Raw genomic sequence first — 15960 nt, forward strand, 5'->3', positions numbered from 1 at the left:
TCTCCTTTATTACATCTTCTCGTACGGCTTAAAGCGTTGTTGCAGGCCGCGCAGCTGGTCGATTCGCGCATCGTAGCGGGCCTGTTGCAGGCTGCCAAGCTTCACCTGCGAGCTGGCGCTGCTCAGCAGGGAAATGGCCTGATCGAGACGACCCGCCAGCGCCAGACCTTCCGCACGCGCGGCCAGCTCCTGATCGCGGTTACCCAGTTGCCCCTGGGCCTGGGCGAGCAGCTCCCAGCCGTTCTGGTCATCTTTATTGTTAAAGGTGTAGCGGTTCAGAATGGTCACCGCCTCGCCGGGCTGGCCGCCCTGTAGGTAGGCGTTCGCCAGGTTAAGCTGCAATACTGGATTATTACGAAGATCTCTCGCCCCTTTCAGGCGATTAATCGCATCGGTCGCTTTTTTCTGCCCCAGATCGATATCGGTGGCGAGGTCGAGATACCACGGATTGTCAGGCGCCGCCGCCAGCAGCGGCTGTAGCGCTTTTCGCGCTTCATCGTATTTGCTGGCCTCCATCGCCTGGAGCGCCTGACCATACTGCGCCGCGTTTTTCTCGCGCACGTTGCCTTTCGCCAGCGCGTCCAGCAGATCGCTGGTGAGCTGATTACGTCCGGAGTTGTACATGCCAAGCGTTCTCACTTTGGCCATGTAGAAATCCTGCGAAGACTGCACCACGACCGGACGCATCTGGTTGGCACGGTTACGCGCATCCGAGAGGCGGCTTTCCGGCAGCGGGTGGGTCAACAGAATTTCAGGCGGGCGCGACGAGTAGCGTGCCTGGTCGAGCAGTTTTTCCAGGAAGCTCGGCATGGCCTGCGGGTCAAAGCCGGAACGCTGTAAAACCTGAATGCCGATGCGGTCTGCTTCCTGCTCATTCTGCTGGGTAAAGCTGATCATCCCCTGACGCGTCCCCGCCAGCGTCCCGGTAAGCGCCGCCATCCCGGCCTGCGGGCTGGCCATCGCCAGCAGAATAGAGCCCAGCGCGCCCACCCAGGTTAGCGGGGCGTTACGCTTCTGATCTTCCATCGCACGCGCCAGATGGCGCTGGGTGACGTGCGAAATTTCGTGCGCCATGACGGACGCCAGCTGGCTTTCGTTATCGGAATAACGGAACAACGCCGAATGCAGCACCACGTTCCCGCCAAAGAAAGCGAAGGCGTTGATTTCGTCGTTATTGATTAAATAGAAGTGGAAGGGCGTTTTTACCGAGTCGGCGTGCGCCACCAGACGCATCCCCAGGCCGTTAATGTATTGCACCAGCAAAGGGTCGTTAATCAGCGGAGCACTGCCGCGCAACTGGCGTACGTAATAATCACCCATCTGCATCTCCTGCCCGATGGAGAGCGTGCTTCCTGCCGTGGTGCCCATGTCCGGCAATGAATCGGACGAGTCAGCGAAAGCGGGCAACACCTGACCCACCGTCACGGCGGCAATCAGTGTCGCAACCAGTGTTTTTCTCAACTGCCTGAACATAACCACTGTCCTGTATGTTGGATGTGCTAATTTGACCGATGAACCCGCATAACGTTCATCTCCGCTGCTCTGCGAGTGTAGCCGTGTTAAGAGATGAAGAAAATCCCATTCATCAGGGTTTTGCGAAACCTGACAGTGAAACAAAAAGGAAAGTCTTTTTTGTGACAGTTAGATACAATTCACCGTCTCACTCCCGCCATTCGATTCAGGGAAGGGTTGTATGCTCGAAATGTTAATGCAGTGGTATCGGCGTCGGTTTAGCGACCCGGAAGCCATTGCTTTGCTGGTCATTCTGGTTGCCGGATTCGGTATCCTGTTCTTCTTTAGTGGCCTGCTGGCGCCGCTACTGGTGGCGATTGTGCTGGCGTATCTGCTGGAGTGGCCCACCGCGCGTCTGGAACATATCGGCTGTTCCCGCCGCTGGGCGACCAGCATTGTTCTGGTGCTGTTTGTCGGCATTCTGCTGCTGATGTCCTTCGTGGTGATGCCCATCGCCTGGCAACAGGGGATCTACCTGATCCGCGATATGCCCGGCATGCTGAATAAACTGTCTGATTTTGCCGCCACGCTGCCGCGCCGCTATCCTGCGCTGATGGACGCCGGGATCATCGATGCGATGGCCGAAAACATGCGCGCCCGCATCATGACCATGGGTGACTCGGTGGTGAAATACTCTCTGGCCTCGCTGGTAGGCCTGCTGACGCTGGCGGTTTACCTTGTTCTCGTGCCGCTAATGGTGTTCTTCCTGGTCAAAGATAAAGAGCAGATGCTGAACGCGGTGCGCCGCGTGCTGCCGCGCAATCGCGGTCTCGCCGGTCAGGTCTGGCAGGAGATGAACCAGCAGATCACCAACTACATTCGCGGCAAAGTGCTGGAGATGATTGTGGTGGGCGTGGCGACCTGGATTGGCTTCGTGATCTTCGGACTGAACTACTCGCTGCTGCTGGCGGTGCTGGTCGGATTCTCGGTTCTGATCCCGTATATCGGCGCGTTTGTGGTGACCATTCCGGTAGTCGGTGTGGCGCTGTTCCAGTTTGGTCTGGGTACGGAGTTCTGGAGCTGTTTCGCCGTATACCTGATTATTCAGGGACTGGACGGGAACCTGCTGGTACCGGTGCTGTTCTCAGAAGCAGTTAACCTGCATCCGCTGGTGATTATCCTGTCAGTGGTGATTTTCGGAGGGCTGTGGGGATTCTGGGGGGTATTCTTCGCCATTCCGCTGGCGACGCTGATTAAAGCCGTGGTCCACGCGTGGCCGGACGTGCCAGCGGTGGAAGAGAAGTAGATTTAGTGCGGGCTGATGCCCTCACTCCAACCCTCTCCCGCGGGGAGAGGGGGCAAACACTAAAAACGGTAGCGCATGCTACCGTTTTGCATTTACCTTGTAGCCCGGGTAAGCGCAGCGCCACCCGGCACTAAAATGATCACGCGTTCTCTTTCAGCCACTTCAACACCACGTCGTGGTGGTTGCTGGTTTTGAAATCATCAAACACGTGCTCAACTTTACCGTCAGCGTCAATCAGGAAACTGATGCGGTGAATACCGTCGTACGTTTTGCCCATAAAGGACTTCTCACCCCAGACGCCAAACTGCTCGCAAACCTGGTGGTCTTCATCGGAAAGCAGCGTGAAGTTCAGCAGCTCTTTTTCCGCAAAGCGTGACAGCTTCTCTGGCTTATCGGTGCTGATGCCCAGCACTTCCACACCGACCTTTTTCAACTCATCCATGTTGTCGCGTAGACCGCAGGCCTGTACGGTACAGCCCGGGGTCATGGCTTTCGGGTAGAAATAGACCAGAACACGCTGTCCCTGGAAGTCGGTCAAATTTACTTGCTCGCCGTCTTGATCCGGTAAGCTAAATTTCGGTGCGATATCACCGGCTTTCAGTGGGTTCATTACTCAACTCCATCCTGTTCGTGCTGCGAATAATCGACGACGCTTATACTGCCTTGCGCGTGTAATTCTGTACAGAGGGCTTTGAACGCTTGCTCGATATTTGACGCATCCTGCGAGGCAGGGCTGTGTGCGGTAATTTGAATAAACAGCGTCGGGATTGCGTTTTCATCGCCCGGCTGCGTGCGGGAAACCAGTTCGGCAATGTTCATCTGATGGCTGTCAAACAGCGCCGTAAAACGTTCAATCAGATGAGGTGAATCAGGCACTTCAACCTGTACCCAGACCGTGGCAGGCAGAGCCGGACGCGGGCGCGCGGTGGTGCGCTTCATCACAATCAGTAAATCCAGCTCTGCGCCTTTCAGCGGCAGGGTAGATTCAATGAGGGTAATGGCATTCCATGTTCCGGAAAGCAGCATGATGAACGTGAACTCTTCGCCAAGCATAGCCAGCCGGCTATCTTCGATGTTGCAGCCGCAGCTGCTCACGTGGCGAGTGATGGTATTCACGATACCCGGCCTGTCAGCACCCAGCGCAGTGATAACCAGGTAATGTTGTGATGAGGTTGTCAAACCTGTTCTTCCTTTGCGTGGTTAAGTCTTCCTAAGGAAAGCATAAAAAAAACATGCATACAACCGCCTGAGAGCCTCAGGTCGCTTGCTTTTATTACAGTTCCAAACGTAACATTGAGGCTCTTGTTCGCACAGAGGATGGCTCATGTTCACGGGAAGTATTGTCGCGCTTGTTACACCGATGGATGAAAAAGGTAATGTCTGCCGGTCAAGCATGAAGAAGCTCATTGATTACCATGTCGCCAATGGAACCTCGGCGATCGTTTCGGTAGGGACTACCGGTGAATCCGCTACGCTGAGCCACGAAGAGCACGGCGACGTTGTGATGCTGACCCTGGAACTGGCGGACGGGCGTATTCCGGTCATCGCGGGGACGGGCGCAAACGCAACGGCAGAAGCGATTAGCCTGACTCAGCGTTTTAACGACAGCGGCATTGTCGGCTGCCTGACGGTGACCCCTTATTACAACCGTCCTACTCAGGAAGGTTTGTTCCAGCATTTCAAAGCCATCGCTGAACATACTGACTTGCCACAAATTCTGTATAATGTGCCGTCCCGTACCGGTTGCGATATGCTGCCGGAAACCGTTGGCCGTCTCTCGAAAGTAAAAAATATTATCGGGATTAAAGAGGCGACAGGGAACTTAAGCCGCGTTCATCAGATCAAAGAGCTGGTTTCAGACGACTTTATCCTGTTGAGCGGTGATGATGCGACCGCGCTGGACTTTATGCAGCTCGGTGGTAATGGCGTGATTTCCGTTACGGCGAACGTGGCGGCGCGTGATATGGCTGACATGTGCAAACTGGCCGCAGCCGGTCACTTTGATGAAGCTCGCGTGATTAATCAGCGTCTGATGCCGTTGCACAATAAATTATTTGTCGAACCCAATCCGATCCCAGTGAAATGGGCATGTAAGGAGTTGGGGCTTGTAGCAACCGACACGCTGCGTCTGCCAATGACACCGATTACCGACCACGGTCGTGAAATTGTCGCTGGCGCGCTGAAGCATGCCGGTTTGCTGTAAAGTTTAGGGAGATTTGATGGCTTATTCAGTACAGAAGTCGCGCCTGGCGAAGGTTGCGGGTGTTTCGCTTGTTATGCTCCTCGCTGCCTGTAGTTCAGACTCGCGCTACAAGCGCCAGGTGAGCGGTGATGAATCCTATCTGGATGCGCCGCCGCTTGCTGAACTTCACGCGCCTGCCGGCATGATCCTGCCGATCCAGAACGGTGATTATAATATTCCGGTTACCAACGGCAGTGGCCTGGTGGGTAAAGCGCTTGATATTCGTCCGCCGGCTCAGCCTCTGGCGCTGGTGAGTGGCGCGCGCACGCAGTTTACCGGTGATACGGTCTCTCTGCTGGTGGAAAGCGCACGCGGTGCCACGCTGTGGCCGCAGGTTGTGAGCGTTATTCAGTCGAAAAACTATACGATTGATAAACGCGACGACGCCAGCCAGACCTTAACCACCGACTGGATTGAGTGGAACCGTCTCGATGAAGACCAGCAGTATCGTGGTCGTTATCAAGTCTCCGTTAAGCCGCAGGGTTATCAGCAGGCGGTTACCGTTAAGCTGTTGAATCTTGAGCAGGCAGGTAAACCGGTTGCCGATCCGGCCGCCATGCAGCGCTACAGCACTGAAATGCTGAACGTGATTGCCGCTGGTCTGGATAAGAACGCTACCGATGCCGCAAACGCCGCGCAGAACCGTAACGGTTCAACGTTTGATGTGCAGAGCGGTGCAGACGATACCGGCCTGCCAATGCTGGTGGTGCGTGCGCCGTTTACCCAGACCTGGCAGCGCCTGCCAGCAACGCTTGAAAAAGTGGGCATGAAGGTGACCGACAGCACCCGTTCAACGGGCAGCATCACAGCGACCTATAAGCCGCTGTCTGATAGCGCCTGGCAGGAGCTGGGGGCAAGCGATCCACAGCTGCCTTCCGGTGACTACAAAATCCAGGTTGGCGACCTCGATAACCGCAGCAGCCTGCAATTTATCGATCCGAAAGGACACACGCTGACCCAGGCGCAGAACGATGCGCTGGTCGCTGCCTTCCAGGCCGCATTCAGCAAATAATAGTGAGGGCTGGTTAATCCAGCCCTTTTTATTTTCGTGCTACGCAAACGTGTGCGTGGCATAATATGGCCAGTTTTGAATACAAATCATCACACCAGGAGTAATGAAGATGCAGAAGCAAGCTGAGTTGTATCGTGGCAAAGCGAAAACCGTATACAGCACGGAAAACCCGGATCTGTTGGTGCTCGAATTCCGCAATGATACGTCAGCAGGAGACGGCGCACGCATTGAGCAGTTCGATCGTAAGGGCATGGTGAACAACAAGTTCAACCACTTCATTATGACCAAACTGGCCGAAGCCGGTATCCCGACTCAGATGGAAGCGTTGCTGTCCGATACGGAATGTCTGGTAAAAAAACTGGATATGGTGCCGGTTGAGTGCGTGATCCGTAACCGTGCCGCAGGCTCCCTGGTGAAGCGTCTGGGCATTGAAGAGGGTATCGAACTGAATCCACCGCTGTTCGATCTGTTCCTGAAAAACGACGCCATGCACGACCCGATGGTCAACGAATCCTACTGCGAAACCTTCGGCTGGGTAAGCAAAGAGAACCTGGCGCGCATGCAGGAACTGACCTACAAAGCCAATGACGTGCTGAAAAAGCTGTTTGATGACGCGGGCCTGATCCTGGTCGACTTCAAGCTGGAGTTCGGTCTGTACAAGGGTGAAGTGGTGCTGGGCGACGAATTCTCGCCGGACGGCAGCCGCCTGTGGGACAAAGAGACGCTGGATAAAATGGACAAAGACCGTTTCCGCCAGAGTCTGGGTGGCGTGGTCGAAGCGTACGAAGCGGTTGCTCACCGTTTAGGCGTTAAGCTCGACTAAACTGCGCATTTGCCAAAGGATGTTGGCATCCTTTGGCGTCTTATCCTTGTTTACTATGGTAATCCTTTCATTAACCGCCTACGATCATAGCTATTATAAATGGAATAGTTCGAGGTGTTTATGCGCTGGCAAGGGCGTCGTGAAAGTGACAACGTAGAAGACAGACGCAGCAGTGGTGGCGGTGGTCCGTCTATGGGCGGGCCAGGTTTCCGGTTACCCAGCGGCAAGGGCGGCATTATTCTGCTGGTCGTCGTGCTGGTGGCGGGCTACTACGGCGTCGACCTGACCGGTTTGATGACCGGTGAAACCGGGCAACAGCAGCAGTATTCTCAGCGCTCCATCAGCCCGAATGAAGATGAAGCGGCAAAATTTACTTCCGTTATTCTCGCGACGACCGAAGATACCTGGGGTCAGCAGTTCGAGAAAATGGGGCGGACTTATCAGCCGCCAAAACTGGTGATGTACCGGGGCGCAACCCGCACCGGCTGCGGCACCGGGCAGTCCGTTATGGGGCCGTTCTACTGCCCGGCGGACAGCACCGTCTATATCGATCTCTCCTTCTATGACGACATGAAAAGCAAGCTGGGCGCCGACGGCGATTTTGCCCAGGGCTACGTGATCGCGCATGAAGTTGGCCACCACGTGCAGAAGCTCCTCGGCATTGAGCCTAAAGTGCGTCAGATGCAGCAGAATGCTTCTCAGGCGGAGGTGAATCGTCTGTCCGTACGCATGGAGCTTCAGGCCGACTGCTTCGCTGGCGTCTGGGGACACAGCATGCAGCAGCAGGGCGTGCTGGAAACAGGCGATCTGGAAGAGGCCCTGAATGCCGCACAGGCGATTGGTGACGATCGCTTGCAGCAGCAGAGCCAGGGGCGCGTTGTGCCGGACAGCTTTACCCATGGCACCTCAGAGCAGCGCTACAGCTGGTTTAAGCGTGGCTTCGACAGCGGCAACCCGTCGCAGTGTAATACCTTCGGCAAAGCTATGTGATGTTGGGGTTTGAACAGCTGGTCAACCAGCTTCAGCGTACCGGGCACCGCCGGCTGGTGGTGCTCAGCGGCGATGAAGCGTGGACGTTGAGCCAGGCGACCATCCTTCGCGATACGTTACCAGGAGACTGGCTGTGGCTGGAGGAAAACCCCTCTAAGGCCATCAGCGGCCTGCTGGGACGTGAATACCTTCACGCCGTTTTTGACGCGCGTCGCGGGTTTGACGTCTCGGCCTTCGCCGCCCTCAGCGGGACCCTGCGCGCCGGAAGCCTTCTGATGCTGCTGGTGCCGCCGTTCTCCGTCTGGGCTAACAGGCCCGACGCGGATTCTCTACGCTGGAGCGACAGCGCCGAGCCGATCGCCACCCCGCACTTTGTTCACCACTTTTGCCGGACGCTTGACGCCGATTCAGATGCCATCGTCTGGCATCAACATCGTCCTCTGTGCCTTCCCGTTGCGCCAGTTTTACCCGCCTGGCAGCCCGCCAGCGGTGAACCGCAGCGCGAGCAAGCTGAGATCCTCGACGCTCTTCTGACCATGCCTGCGGGCGTGGCCGCCGTGACGGCACCGCGCGGACGCGGAAAGTCCGCCCTGGCGGGCATGTTGCTCAACGGCATTCAGGGGAGTGCAGTAGTGACGGCACCGGCAAAAGGGGCGACGGATGTCATCGCGCGTTTCGCCGGGGAACATTTTCACTTTATGGCCCCGGATGCGCTGCTGGCCTCCACAACAGAAGCTGACTGGCTGATTGTCGATGAGGCGGCCGCCATCCCCGGCCCGCTGCTGGAGAAGCTGGCGTTGCGCTTTCCCCGCGTGTTGCTGACCACCACGGTGCAGGGTTATGAAGGCACGGGCAGGGGATTCCTGCTGAAGTTCTGCGCCCGGTTCAGCGGGCTGCGGCGTTATACCTTATCCACGCCTGTTCGCTGGGCTGCCGGATGTCCCCTTGAGCGGATAGTGGCGAACGCGCTGCTGTTCGACGATGCGCTTATCGATCGCAAACCGGAAGGCGAGGTACGTTTAACGTCGCTGGAGCCCGGGATGTGGGAGAGCGATCCGACGCGCGGGGCAGGCGTGTATGAACTGCTTTGCGCCGCGCACTACCGGACGTCACCCCTCGATTTACGCCGGATGATGGACGCCCCCGGCCAGCACTTTGCTGTTGCTCAGGCGGGCGCGGAGATCGCGGGCGCGCTCTGGCTGGTGGAGGAGGGGGGATTACCCCCTGAACTTAGCCGCGCAGTCTGGGCGGGCTTTCGTCGGCCGCGTGGAAATCTGGTGGCGCAGTCGCTGGCAGCGCACGGCGGCTCGCCGCTCGCGGCGACGCTGAAAGGCCGACGCGTCAGCCGCATTGCGGTTCATCCCCATCGCCAGCGGGAAGGCATCGGCCAGCGGCTGATCCGCAGTGCCAGCGGAGAAGATTATCTCTCGGTCAGCTTTGGCTATACCGACGAGCTGTGGCGTTTCTGGCGGCAGTGCGGGTTTGTGCTGGTGCGAATGGGCAGCCACCGGGAAGCCAGCAGCGGGTGCTATACGGCGATGGCGTTGCTGCCGCTGAGCGAGGCGGGGCATCAGCTCTGCGAACAGGCGCATCAGCGGTTATGTCGTGATATGCGCGTCCTGTCGGCCTGGAATGGCGAAAAGATCCCGGTGACGGATGCATGGGAAGCTACCCTTAATAGTGACGACTGGCTGGAGCTGGCGGGGTTTGCCTTTGCTCACCGGGCGTTTTCAACTTCGGTTGCGGCGCTGACGCGGTTGTTGTTAGCCGTGGACATGCCGCTCCCGGCACTGCGGGGGAAAATGGAAGGGAATACGCACGATTTCGGGCGCAAAGCGTTGCTGGCGAAGCTACGCGAGGAAACCGCTCACGCGCTTGAAAGGCTTGATTACTCCCGTAGCCAGCAGCTGAAAGCCGACATTTTGCAATGGCAATTTTTTCAATGAGTTCTTCAGTAAAGTGGCATGGTCATTACCCCGCAGAGGCGTAAAATCCTGCTTATCAATTAAGGAGATCGCCATGAAACATGACCATTTTGTTGTGCAAAGCCCGGATACCCCTGCTAAACAGCTCCTGCTTCTGTTTCATGGCGTGGGCGACAATGCCGTCAATATGGGACAGATTGGCAGCTGGTTTGCACCCGTTTTCCCACAGGCGCTGATCGTCAGCATCGGCGGCGTGGAGCCGTGCGGTCCGGACGGGCGGCAGTGGTTTTCCGTCGAGGGCGTGACGGAGGAGAATCGTCAGGCGCGTATTGATGCCGTTATGCCAGCCTTTATCGATACCGTGCGTTACTGGCAGCAGCAGAGCGGCGTAGGCGCCGACGCAACGGCGCTGATTGGCTTCTCTCAGGGCTCAATCATGTCGCTGGAAAGCGTAAAAGCGCAGCCCGGACTGGTGTCCCGCGTGATTGCCTTTAACGGGCGTTTTGCGACGTTACCGCAAAGCGCGACCACGCAGACCACGATCCATCTCATTCATGGGGGGGAAGACCGGGTAATTGAGCTTTCGCATGCGGTTGCTGCCCAGGAGACGCTGATGCGCGAGGGCGGAGATGTGACGCTGGATATCGTAGACGATCTGGGGCATGCCATTGACGATCGCAGCATGCAGTTCGCGCTCGATCATCTGCGTTATACCGTACCGAAGCACTACTTTGATGAAGCGCTCAGCGGCGGTAAGCCGAATGACGATGATATCGTCGAGTTTATGTGAGGTGTCCCCCTCTCTTTAGTGAGAGGGGAAACAGAGCGATTACTTCTTCTGGTCCTTCTTCGGCCAGTCGTCTTCATCGTCCCACTTGTCGTTAAAATCACGGTGCGGCGGAAGATCCGGTTTGTTGGCAAGGAACTTTTTGTGGTCAACGCGCTTGAGATCTTTAATCACGTTAAGCAGCACGCCTACCAGAAATACCAACACCAGAATCCACCAGTACTTTGAAAGCCAGTCCATTCGCTAATCCTCTTTAAGCACCCGTCAGGCGACGAGCTGCTCCATAATACGTTGATACATGCGGGCCAGCAGTTGTAAATCGGCAGCGTTCACGCATTCATTGATTTTGTGAATCGTCGCGTTAACCGGACCCAGTTCGACAACCTGTGCGCCCATTCGGGCGATAAAGCGTCCGTCAGACGTGCCGCCCGTTGTCAGCAGTTGTGGCTTAATTTCATTATAGTGCGCAATGGCGTTCACCACCGCATCCACCAGTTTACCGCGCTGCGTCAGGAACGGCTGGCCAGACAGCCACCAGTCGAGGGTATAGCGCAGCTGATATTTCTCGAGCAGCGCAATCACGCGCGCTTTGATCATCTCGTCGGTCAGTTCGGTGCTGAAGCGGAAGTTAAACTGGACGAAGAGATCGCCGGGAATGACGTTGTTGCTGCCGGTGCCGGCCTTGATGTTGGCTATCTGCATGCTGGTTGGCGGGAAAAATTCGTTGCCTTTATCCCATTCAATGCCTACCAGTTCGTTCAGCATCGGCGCGGCGCGGTGTACCGGGTTATCCGCCAGGTGCGGATAGGCAACGTGGCCCTGCACGCCATGAATAGTCAAATTACAGGTCAGGGATCCACGGCGGCCATTTTTCACCACATCGCCCACCACTTCGGTGCTGGACGGTTCGCCCACCAGACAGTAGTCCAGACGTTCATTGCGCGCCATCAGCGCCTCAACGACCTTCACGGTGCCGTTGTGGGCGCTGGCTTCTTCATCGGAGGTAATCAAAAACGCAAGACGGTTTTTATGGTTCGGATGCTGGGCGACGAAACGCTCTGCCGCCACGACCATCGCAGCCAGAGAACCTTTCATGTCCGCAGCGCCGCGTCCGAAAAGCATGCCGTCGCGGATGGTCGGCTCAAAAGGCGGGTTGATCCAGCGGTCTACGTCGCCTGCGGGAACTACGTCAGTATGTCCGGCAAACGCCAGCGTCTCTCCCTGACCGCGCCATGCCCAGAAGTTCTGCGTATCGCCAAAATCCATGTGCTCCACGGTAAAACCGATGGCACGCAGGCGCTCAATCATTAATGCCTGACAACCTGCGTCGTCCGGGCTAAGGGAAGGACGGCGAATAAGCTGCTGAGTCAGCTCAATGACCGGGCATGACATAGACTACACCTCAACGAATAAATCTGAATAAAGGGTTTCACTGAAACCCAGCAGCATAGGCTGACCTGGCTTGCAGAGCAATGGGCGTTTGATGATTGCCGGCATTTCAAGCATCAGTTTGGCTGCGCTGTCGGCGTCGTTGATCGTGGCCCGGAGAGATTCATCCAGTTTTCGCCAGGTGGTCCCGCGGGTATTCAGTAGCGCTTCCCACCCCAGTTCGTTGATGGCGGAATGGAGAAACGCGGGGTCAAGCCCGTCGGCACGGTAATCGTGGAAGCGATAGTCGATGTTGTGTGCTTCCAGCCAGCGGCGGGCTTTTTTAATCGTGTCGCAATTCTTAATGCCGTACATCATAACCATAGTGAATCCTTTTGTTCTTTTGTGGATTAAATGTTCAATATTTTCGAAGATATATCCTTAAGTGGAATATAACACATTCGGAATTTTTCGGGATTTACAATTCTCCATAATTCAACGAACAGCTGTAAGCTGAATAGTCTTTCATCTTTTAAGCATAGTTGTCCACCCTGTTTAAATTGCCAATAAACTCAGGGGGAAATTAAAAATGCTGTCATTTTTCCGACTATTTCAAAATATTGCTGTAGGTCACATAAAATTTACCCGACAACGCTCATAGTGATCCTAAACCTACCAGCACAGCGGGGCTCAATCACAGCAATCGGTTAAAGTGGCTTCACAATGATGATACGTTTTCGTAGAATGCACATAATAATAAGAGAGGTTGTTATGATTGAACGTGAACTGGGGAACTGGAAAGATTTTATCGAAGGCATGCTTCGTAAATGAATTTCCGGTAAGAAATGCAAGAGCACTTAATTAACTAAAATAACCATAGTGTGAAAGAATCACACAATAAAAAGGCGGCCTGTAAAGCCGCCTTTTTTATTTCAACGTGTTATTCCGGCTTATCCTTCAGCGGGAAACGACGGCGTACCAGCACAAAGAACAGCGGTACGAAATAGATAGCCAGAATCGTCGCCGAAATCATTCCCCCCATAACGCCCGTTCCCACCGCGTGCTGGCTGCTGGAGCCTGCGCCGGAGCTGGTGGCCATCGGCAGGACGCCAAACACAAACGCCAGAGAGGTCATCAGGATCGGACGCAGGCGCTGACGACAGGCGTGCAGCGTGGCGGCCATCAGTTCGTGACCTTTGGCATTCATCTCATTGGCAAATTCGACGATCAGAATGGCGTTTTTCGCCGACAATCCGATTACGGTGAGGAGTCCGACCTGGAAATAGACATCATTTTCCAGGCCGCGCATCCAGGTTGCCAGCAGCGCGCCGATGACCCCGAGAGGCACCACCAGCATCACCGAGAACGGCACTGACCAGCTTTCATACAGCGCCGCCAGACAGAGGAACACCACCAGCAGCGAAAGGGCATACAAGGCAGGCGCCTGAGCGCCGGAAAGCCGTTCCTGATAGGACATCGCCGTCCACTCCAGGCCAAAGCCGGTCGGTAACTGCTGAACCAGTTTTTCCATTATATCCATTGCGGTACCGGTACTGACGCCCGGCGCGGCTTCACCGACAATCTCCAGGGCCGAATAGCCGTTGTAACGCTCCAGACGCGGTGAACCGGTCTCCCAGCGTGACGTCGCAAATGCCGAGAACGGCACCATGCCGCCGGTGTTATTGCGCACATACCAGCGGTTGATATCGTCCGGCAGCATGCGGTATTTGGCGGCAGACTGAACGTAGACCTTCTTCACGCGGCCGCGATCCATAAAGTCATTCACGTAGCTTGAGCCCCATGCCGTTTGCAGGGTGTCGTTAATGTCGTCGATGGAGACGCCCAGCGCCTGCGCTTTACGCTGGTCAATATCCACCTGTAGCTGAGGGCTGTCATCCAGACCGTTATGACGAACGCGGGTAAGCTGCGGATCTTTCCCGGCCAGCTCCAGCAGCTTGTCGCGAGCAGCCATCAACGCGTCATGCCCGGCGCCCGCGTGATCCTGAAGCTCCATATCAAACCCGGCTGAGCTGCCCAGGCCGCTGATGGCGGGCGGGCTGCTGGCGAAAACGCGCGCTTCCTTGATTTTGTTGAACGCTTTGGTTGCACGCTCAATGATGGCAAAGGAGGAGCCGGTATCGCTGTCACGCTGGTCCCAGTCTTTCAGGCGCACAAACATACGCGCCACGTTCTGCCCGTTACCGCCAGGGCCAGAGCCGACGGTGGAGAAGACGGAGACCACGTTATCTTTCTCCTGAGTATGGAAGTAGTTCTCAACCTTCTGCACCACTTTCAGGGTCTGCTGCTGGGTCGAGCCGCTGGGTAACTGTACGGAGGTGATAAACATGCCGCGATCTTCCAGCGGCAGGAACGAGGTTGGCAGCCGCAGGAACAGGAAGACCATGCCGCCGAGCAGCAGGACATAAACCACCATCCAGCGCACGCTGCGGTGCAGTACTTTACCCACGCCCGCTTCATAGCGCGCCGCATTGCGGTTAAACATGCGGTTAAACCAGCCGAAGAAGCCTTTTTGACCGTGGTGTTCGCCCTTATGCAACGGTTTCAGCAGCGTCGCGCACAGGGCAGGGGTAAGGATCATCGCCACCAGTACGGAGAGCACCATTGCAGAGACGATGGTGATCGAGAACTGGCGATAAATCGCGCCCGTGGTGCCGCCAAAAAACGCCATCGGGATAAATACCGCCGACAGCACCATGGCGATACCGACCAGCGCGCCCTGAATCTGTCCCATCGATTTGCGCGTGGCCTCGCGGGGCGAAAGCCCTTCCTCGCTCATGATGCGCTCAACGTTTTCCACCACCACGATGGCATCATCCACCAGCAGACCGATGGCCAGCACCATGGCGAACATGGTCAGGGTGTTGATGCTGTAACCGAAGGCATACAGCACCGCAAAGGTACCCAGCAGCACCACCGGCACCGCAATAGTGGGGATCAGCGTAGCGCGGAAGTTTTGCAGGAACAGGTACATCACGAGGAACACCAGCGCGATAGCTTCGAGCAGGGTTTTCACCACATCTTCGATGGAGGCCTTTACGAACGAGGTGGTTTCGTAGGCGACTTTGTACTCCAGTCCGTGCGGGAAGAAATGCGACAGCTCATCCAGACGCTCTAGCACCCGCTGCGCGGTCGCCATTTCGTTGGCACCGGAGGCCAGTTTCACCCCCAGCCCGGACGCGGCATTACCGTTGAAGCGGCTCAGGTAGTCATATTTTTCCGCCCCCATTTCCACGGTGGCGACATCCCCCAGACGCACTTCCGAACCGTCCTGATTCACGCGTAGCGTGATATTGCGGAACTGTTCAGGTGTCTGGAGCAGCGACTGGGAGTTGATGGTGGCGTTAAGCGCCTGGTTATCCACGGACGGGGTACCGCCGAGCTGCCCCACGGCAATCTGGGCGTTCTGCGATTCGATAGCGTCGGTGACATCTTTGGCGGTCATCTGCACGCTGTTCAGCTTGTTGGGATCCAGCCAGATACGCATGGAGTACTGCGAGCCGTAGGCGTCGATATCACCCACGCCGTTGATACGGCTGAGCGGGTCCTGAATATTACTGGCGACGTAGTCCGCGATGTCCTGCTTATCCATTGAGCCATCGGTTGAAACAAACGCGATGGTCAAAATATTGGTGTCACCGGTTTTACGCACGGTCACCCCCTGGTTCTGCACCGCCTGAGGCAGTTTACGCAGGGCCGATTGCAGCTGGTTTTGCACCTGCTGCACCGCTTCATCCGGATCCGTGCCCGCCGTAAAGCTCAGGGTTACCGTCGCCTGGCCCGTGGCGCTGCTCTGTGAGGACATGTACATCAGGTTATCGAGACCCGTCATGTTCTGCTCGATAACCTGGGTGACGGTATTTTCCAGCGTCTGTGCCGAGGCGCCAGGGTAGTTCGCCGTGATACGCACGTTGGGGGGCGCGAGGTCAGGGTATTGCTCAACAGGAAGGGACGTAATCGCCAGGACACCCGTCAGACACAACAGGATTGCAAGCACCCAGGCAAAAATGGGGCGATCGATGAAAAAATTCGCCATT

General features: G+C 56.4%; 15 protein-coding genes. 8 read left to right on the plus strand and 7 right to left on the minus strand.

Annotated features, from left to right (window positions below; all coding sequences use genetic code 11):
- Positions 1 to 9: 9 nt before the first annotated feature.
- Positions 10 to 1473: a beta-barrel assembly-enhancing protease gene (gene bepA, locus ACWKXX_RS06135; RefSeq protein ID WP_017383502.1), complete on the minus strand. Its 1464-nt coding sequence runs from the start codon at positions 1471 to 1473 to the stop codon at positions 10 to 12.
- Between the two features lie 220 nt (positions 1474 to 1693).
- Here bepA and ACWKXX_RS06140 point away from each other — a divergent pair, with 220 nt between their 5' ends.
- Positions 1694 to 2758, plus strand: coding sequence for an AI-2E family transporter (locus tag ACWKXX_RS06140; RefSeq protein WP_003860546.1), 1065 nt, complete (start codon positions 1694 to 1696; stop codon positions 2756 to 2758).
- A gap of 139 nt (positions 2759 to 2897) precedes the next feature.
- Here ACWKXX_RS06140 and bcp read toward each other — a convergent pair whose 3' ends face one another.
- Positions 2898 to 3368: a thioredoxin-dependent thiol peroxidase gene (gene bcp, locus ACWKXX_RS06145; RefSeq protein WP_015572198.1), complete on the minus strand. Its 471-nt coding sequence runs from the start codon at positions 3366 to 3368 to the stop codon at positions 2898 to 2900.
- Positions 3368 to 3937, minus strand: coding sequence for a glycine cleavage system transcriptional repressor (locus ACWKXX_RS06150; RefSeq protein WP_000213743.1), 570 nt, complete (start codon positions 3935 to 3937; stop codon positions 3368 to 3370). Before ACWKXX_RS06150 ends, bcp begins: the two co-directional genes overlap by 1 nt.
- A gap of 145 nt (positions 3938 to 4082) precedes the next feature.
- Here ACWKXX_RS06150 and dapA point away from each other — a divergent pair, with 145 nt between their 5' ends.
- From dapA to ypfH, 6 genes are all read left to right on the plus strand, one after another.
- Entirely contained in the window at positions 4083 to 4961 is an 879-nt protein-coding gene (gene dapA / locus ACWKXX_RS06155) for a 4-hydroxy-tetrahydrodipicolinate synthase (RefSeq protein WP_003860542.1), read from the plus strand.
- 16 nt (positions 4962 to 4977) lie between these two features.
- Entirely contained in the window at positions 4978 to 6012 is a 1035-nt protein-coding gene (gene bamC, locus ACWKXX_RS06160; protein ID WP_100134786.1) for an outer membrane protein assembly factor BamC, read from the plus strand.
- A gap of 109 nt (positions 6013 to 6121) precedes the next feature.
- The gene (gene purC / locus ACWKXX_RS06165; RefSeq protein ID WP_001171626.1) at positions 6122 to 6835 is read left to right on the plus strand and encodes a phosphoribosylaminoimidazolesuccinocarboxamide synthase; all 714 of its coding nucleotides are present in this window, start codon (positions 6122 to 6124) and stop codon (positions 6833 to 6835) included.
- 120 nt (positions 6836 to 6955) lie between these two features.
- Positions 6956 to 7825, plus strand: coding sequence for a KPN_02809 family neutral zinc metallopeptidase (gene ypfJ, locus ACWKXX_RS06170; RefSeq protein ID WP_001303362.1), 870 nt, complete (start codon positions 6956 to 6958; stop codon positions 7823 to 7825).
- Positions 7825 to 9771 (plus strand): tRNA(Met) cytidine acetyltransferase TmcA, encoded by a 1947-nt coding sequence (locus ACWKXX_RS06175; RefSeq protein WP_454540767.1) that lies wholly within the window; start codon positions 7825 to 7827, stop codon positions 9769 to 9771. Before ypfJ ends, ACWKXX_RS06175 begins: the two co-directional genes overlap by 1 nt.
- Positions 9772 to 9844: 73 nt before the next feature.
- Positions 9845 to 10540, plus strand: a complete 696-nt coding sequence (gene ypfH / locus ACWKXX_RS06180; RefSeq protein WP_023304191.1) for an esterase — start codon at positions 9845 to 9847, stop codon at positions 10538 to 10540.
- Between the two features lie 39 nt (positions 10541 to 10579).
- On the opposite strand, the gene ACWKXX_RS06185 is transcribed toward ypfH, so the two are convergent.
- From ACWKXX_RS06185 to ACWKXX_RS06195, 3 genes are read right to left on the minus strand one after another with little or no spacing between them, the layout of a single operon-like run.
- Positions 10580 to 10777 (minus strand): YpfN family protein, encoded by a 198-nt coding sequence (locus ACWKXX_RS06185; RefSeq protein WP_000383991.1) that lies wholly within the window; start codon positions 10775 to 10777, stop codon positions 10580 to 10582.
- Between the two features lie 24 nt (positions 10778 to 10801).
- Positions 10802 to 11929, minus strand: coding sequence for a succinyl-diaminopimelate desuccinylase (dapE, locus tag ACWKXX_RS06190; RefSeq protein ID WP_023304190.1), 1128 nt, complete (start codon positions 11927 to 11929; stop codon positions 10802 to 10804).
- Positions 11930 to 11932: 3 nt separating this feature from the next.
- Positions 11933 to 12289 (minus strand): ArsC family reductase, encoded by a 357-nt coding sequence (locus ACWKXX_RS06195; RefSeq protein ID WP_261666082.1) that lies wholly within the window; start codon positions 12287 to 12289, stop codon positions 11933 to 11935.
- 387 nt (positions 12290 to 12676) lie between these two features.
- Between ACWKXX_RS06195 and ypfM the strand changes: the two genes are divergently transcribed.
- On the plus strand, positions 12677 to 12736 hold the full coding sequence (ypfM, locus tag ACWKXX_RS06200; RefSeq protein ID WP_015572204.1) for a protein YpfM: 60 nt from the start codon (positions 12677 to 12679) through the stop codon (positions 12734 to 12736).
- A gap of 109 nt (positions 12737 to 12845) precedes the next feature.
- Here ypfM and acrD read toward each other — a convergent pair whose 3' ends face one another.
- The gene (acrD, locus tag ACWKXX_RS06205) at positions 12846 to 15959 is read right to left on the minus strand and encodes a multidrug efflux RND transporter permease AcrD (RefSeq protein ID WP_017383494.1); all 3114 of its coding nucleotides are present in this window, start codon (positions 15957 to 15959) and stop codon (positions 12846 to 12848) included.
- Position 15960 lies beyond the last annotated feature (1 nt).

It is taken from the genome of Enterobacter sp. UPMP2061, assembly GCF_053709615.1.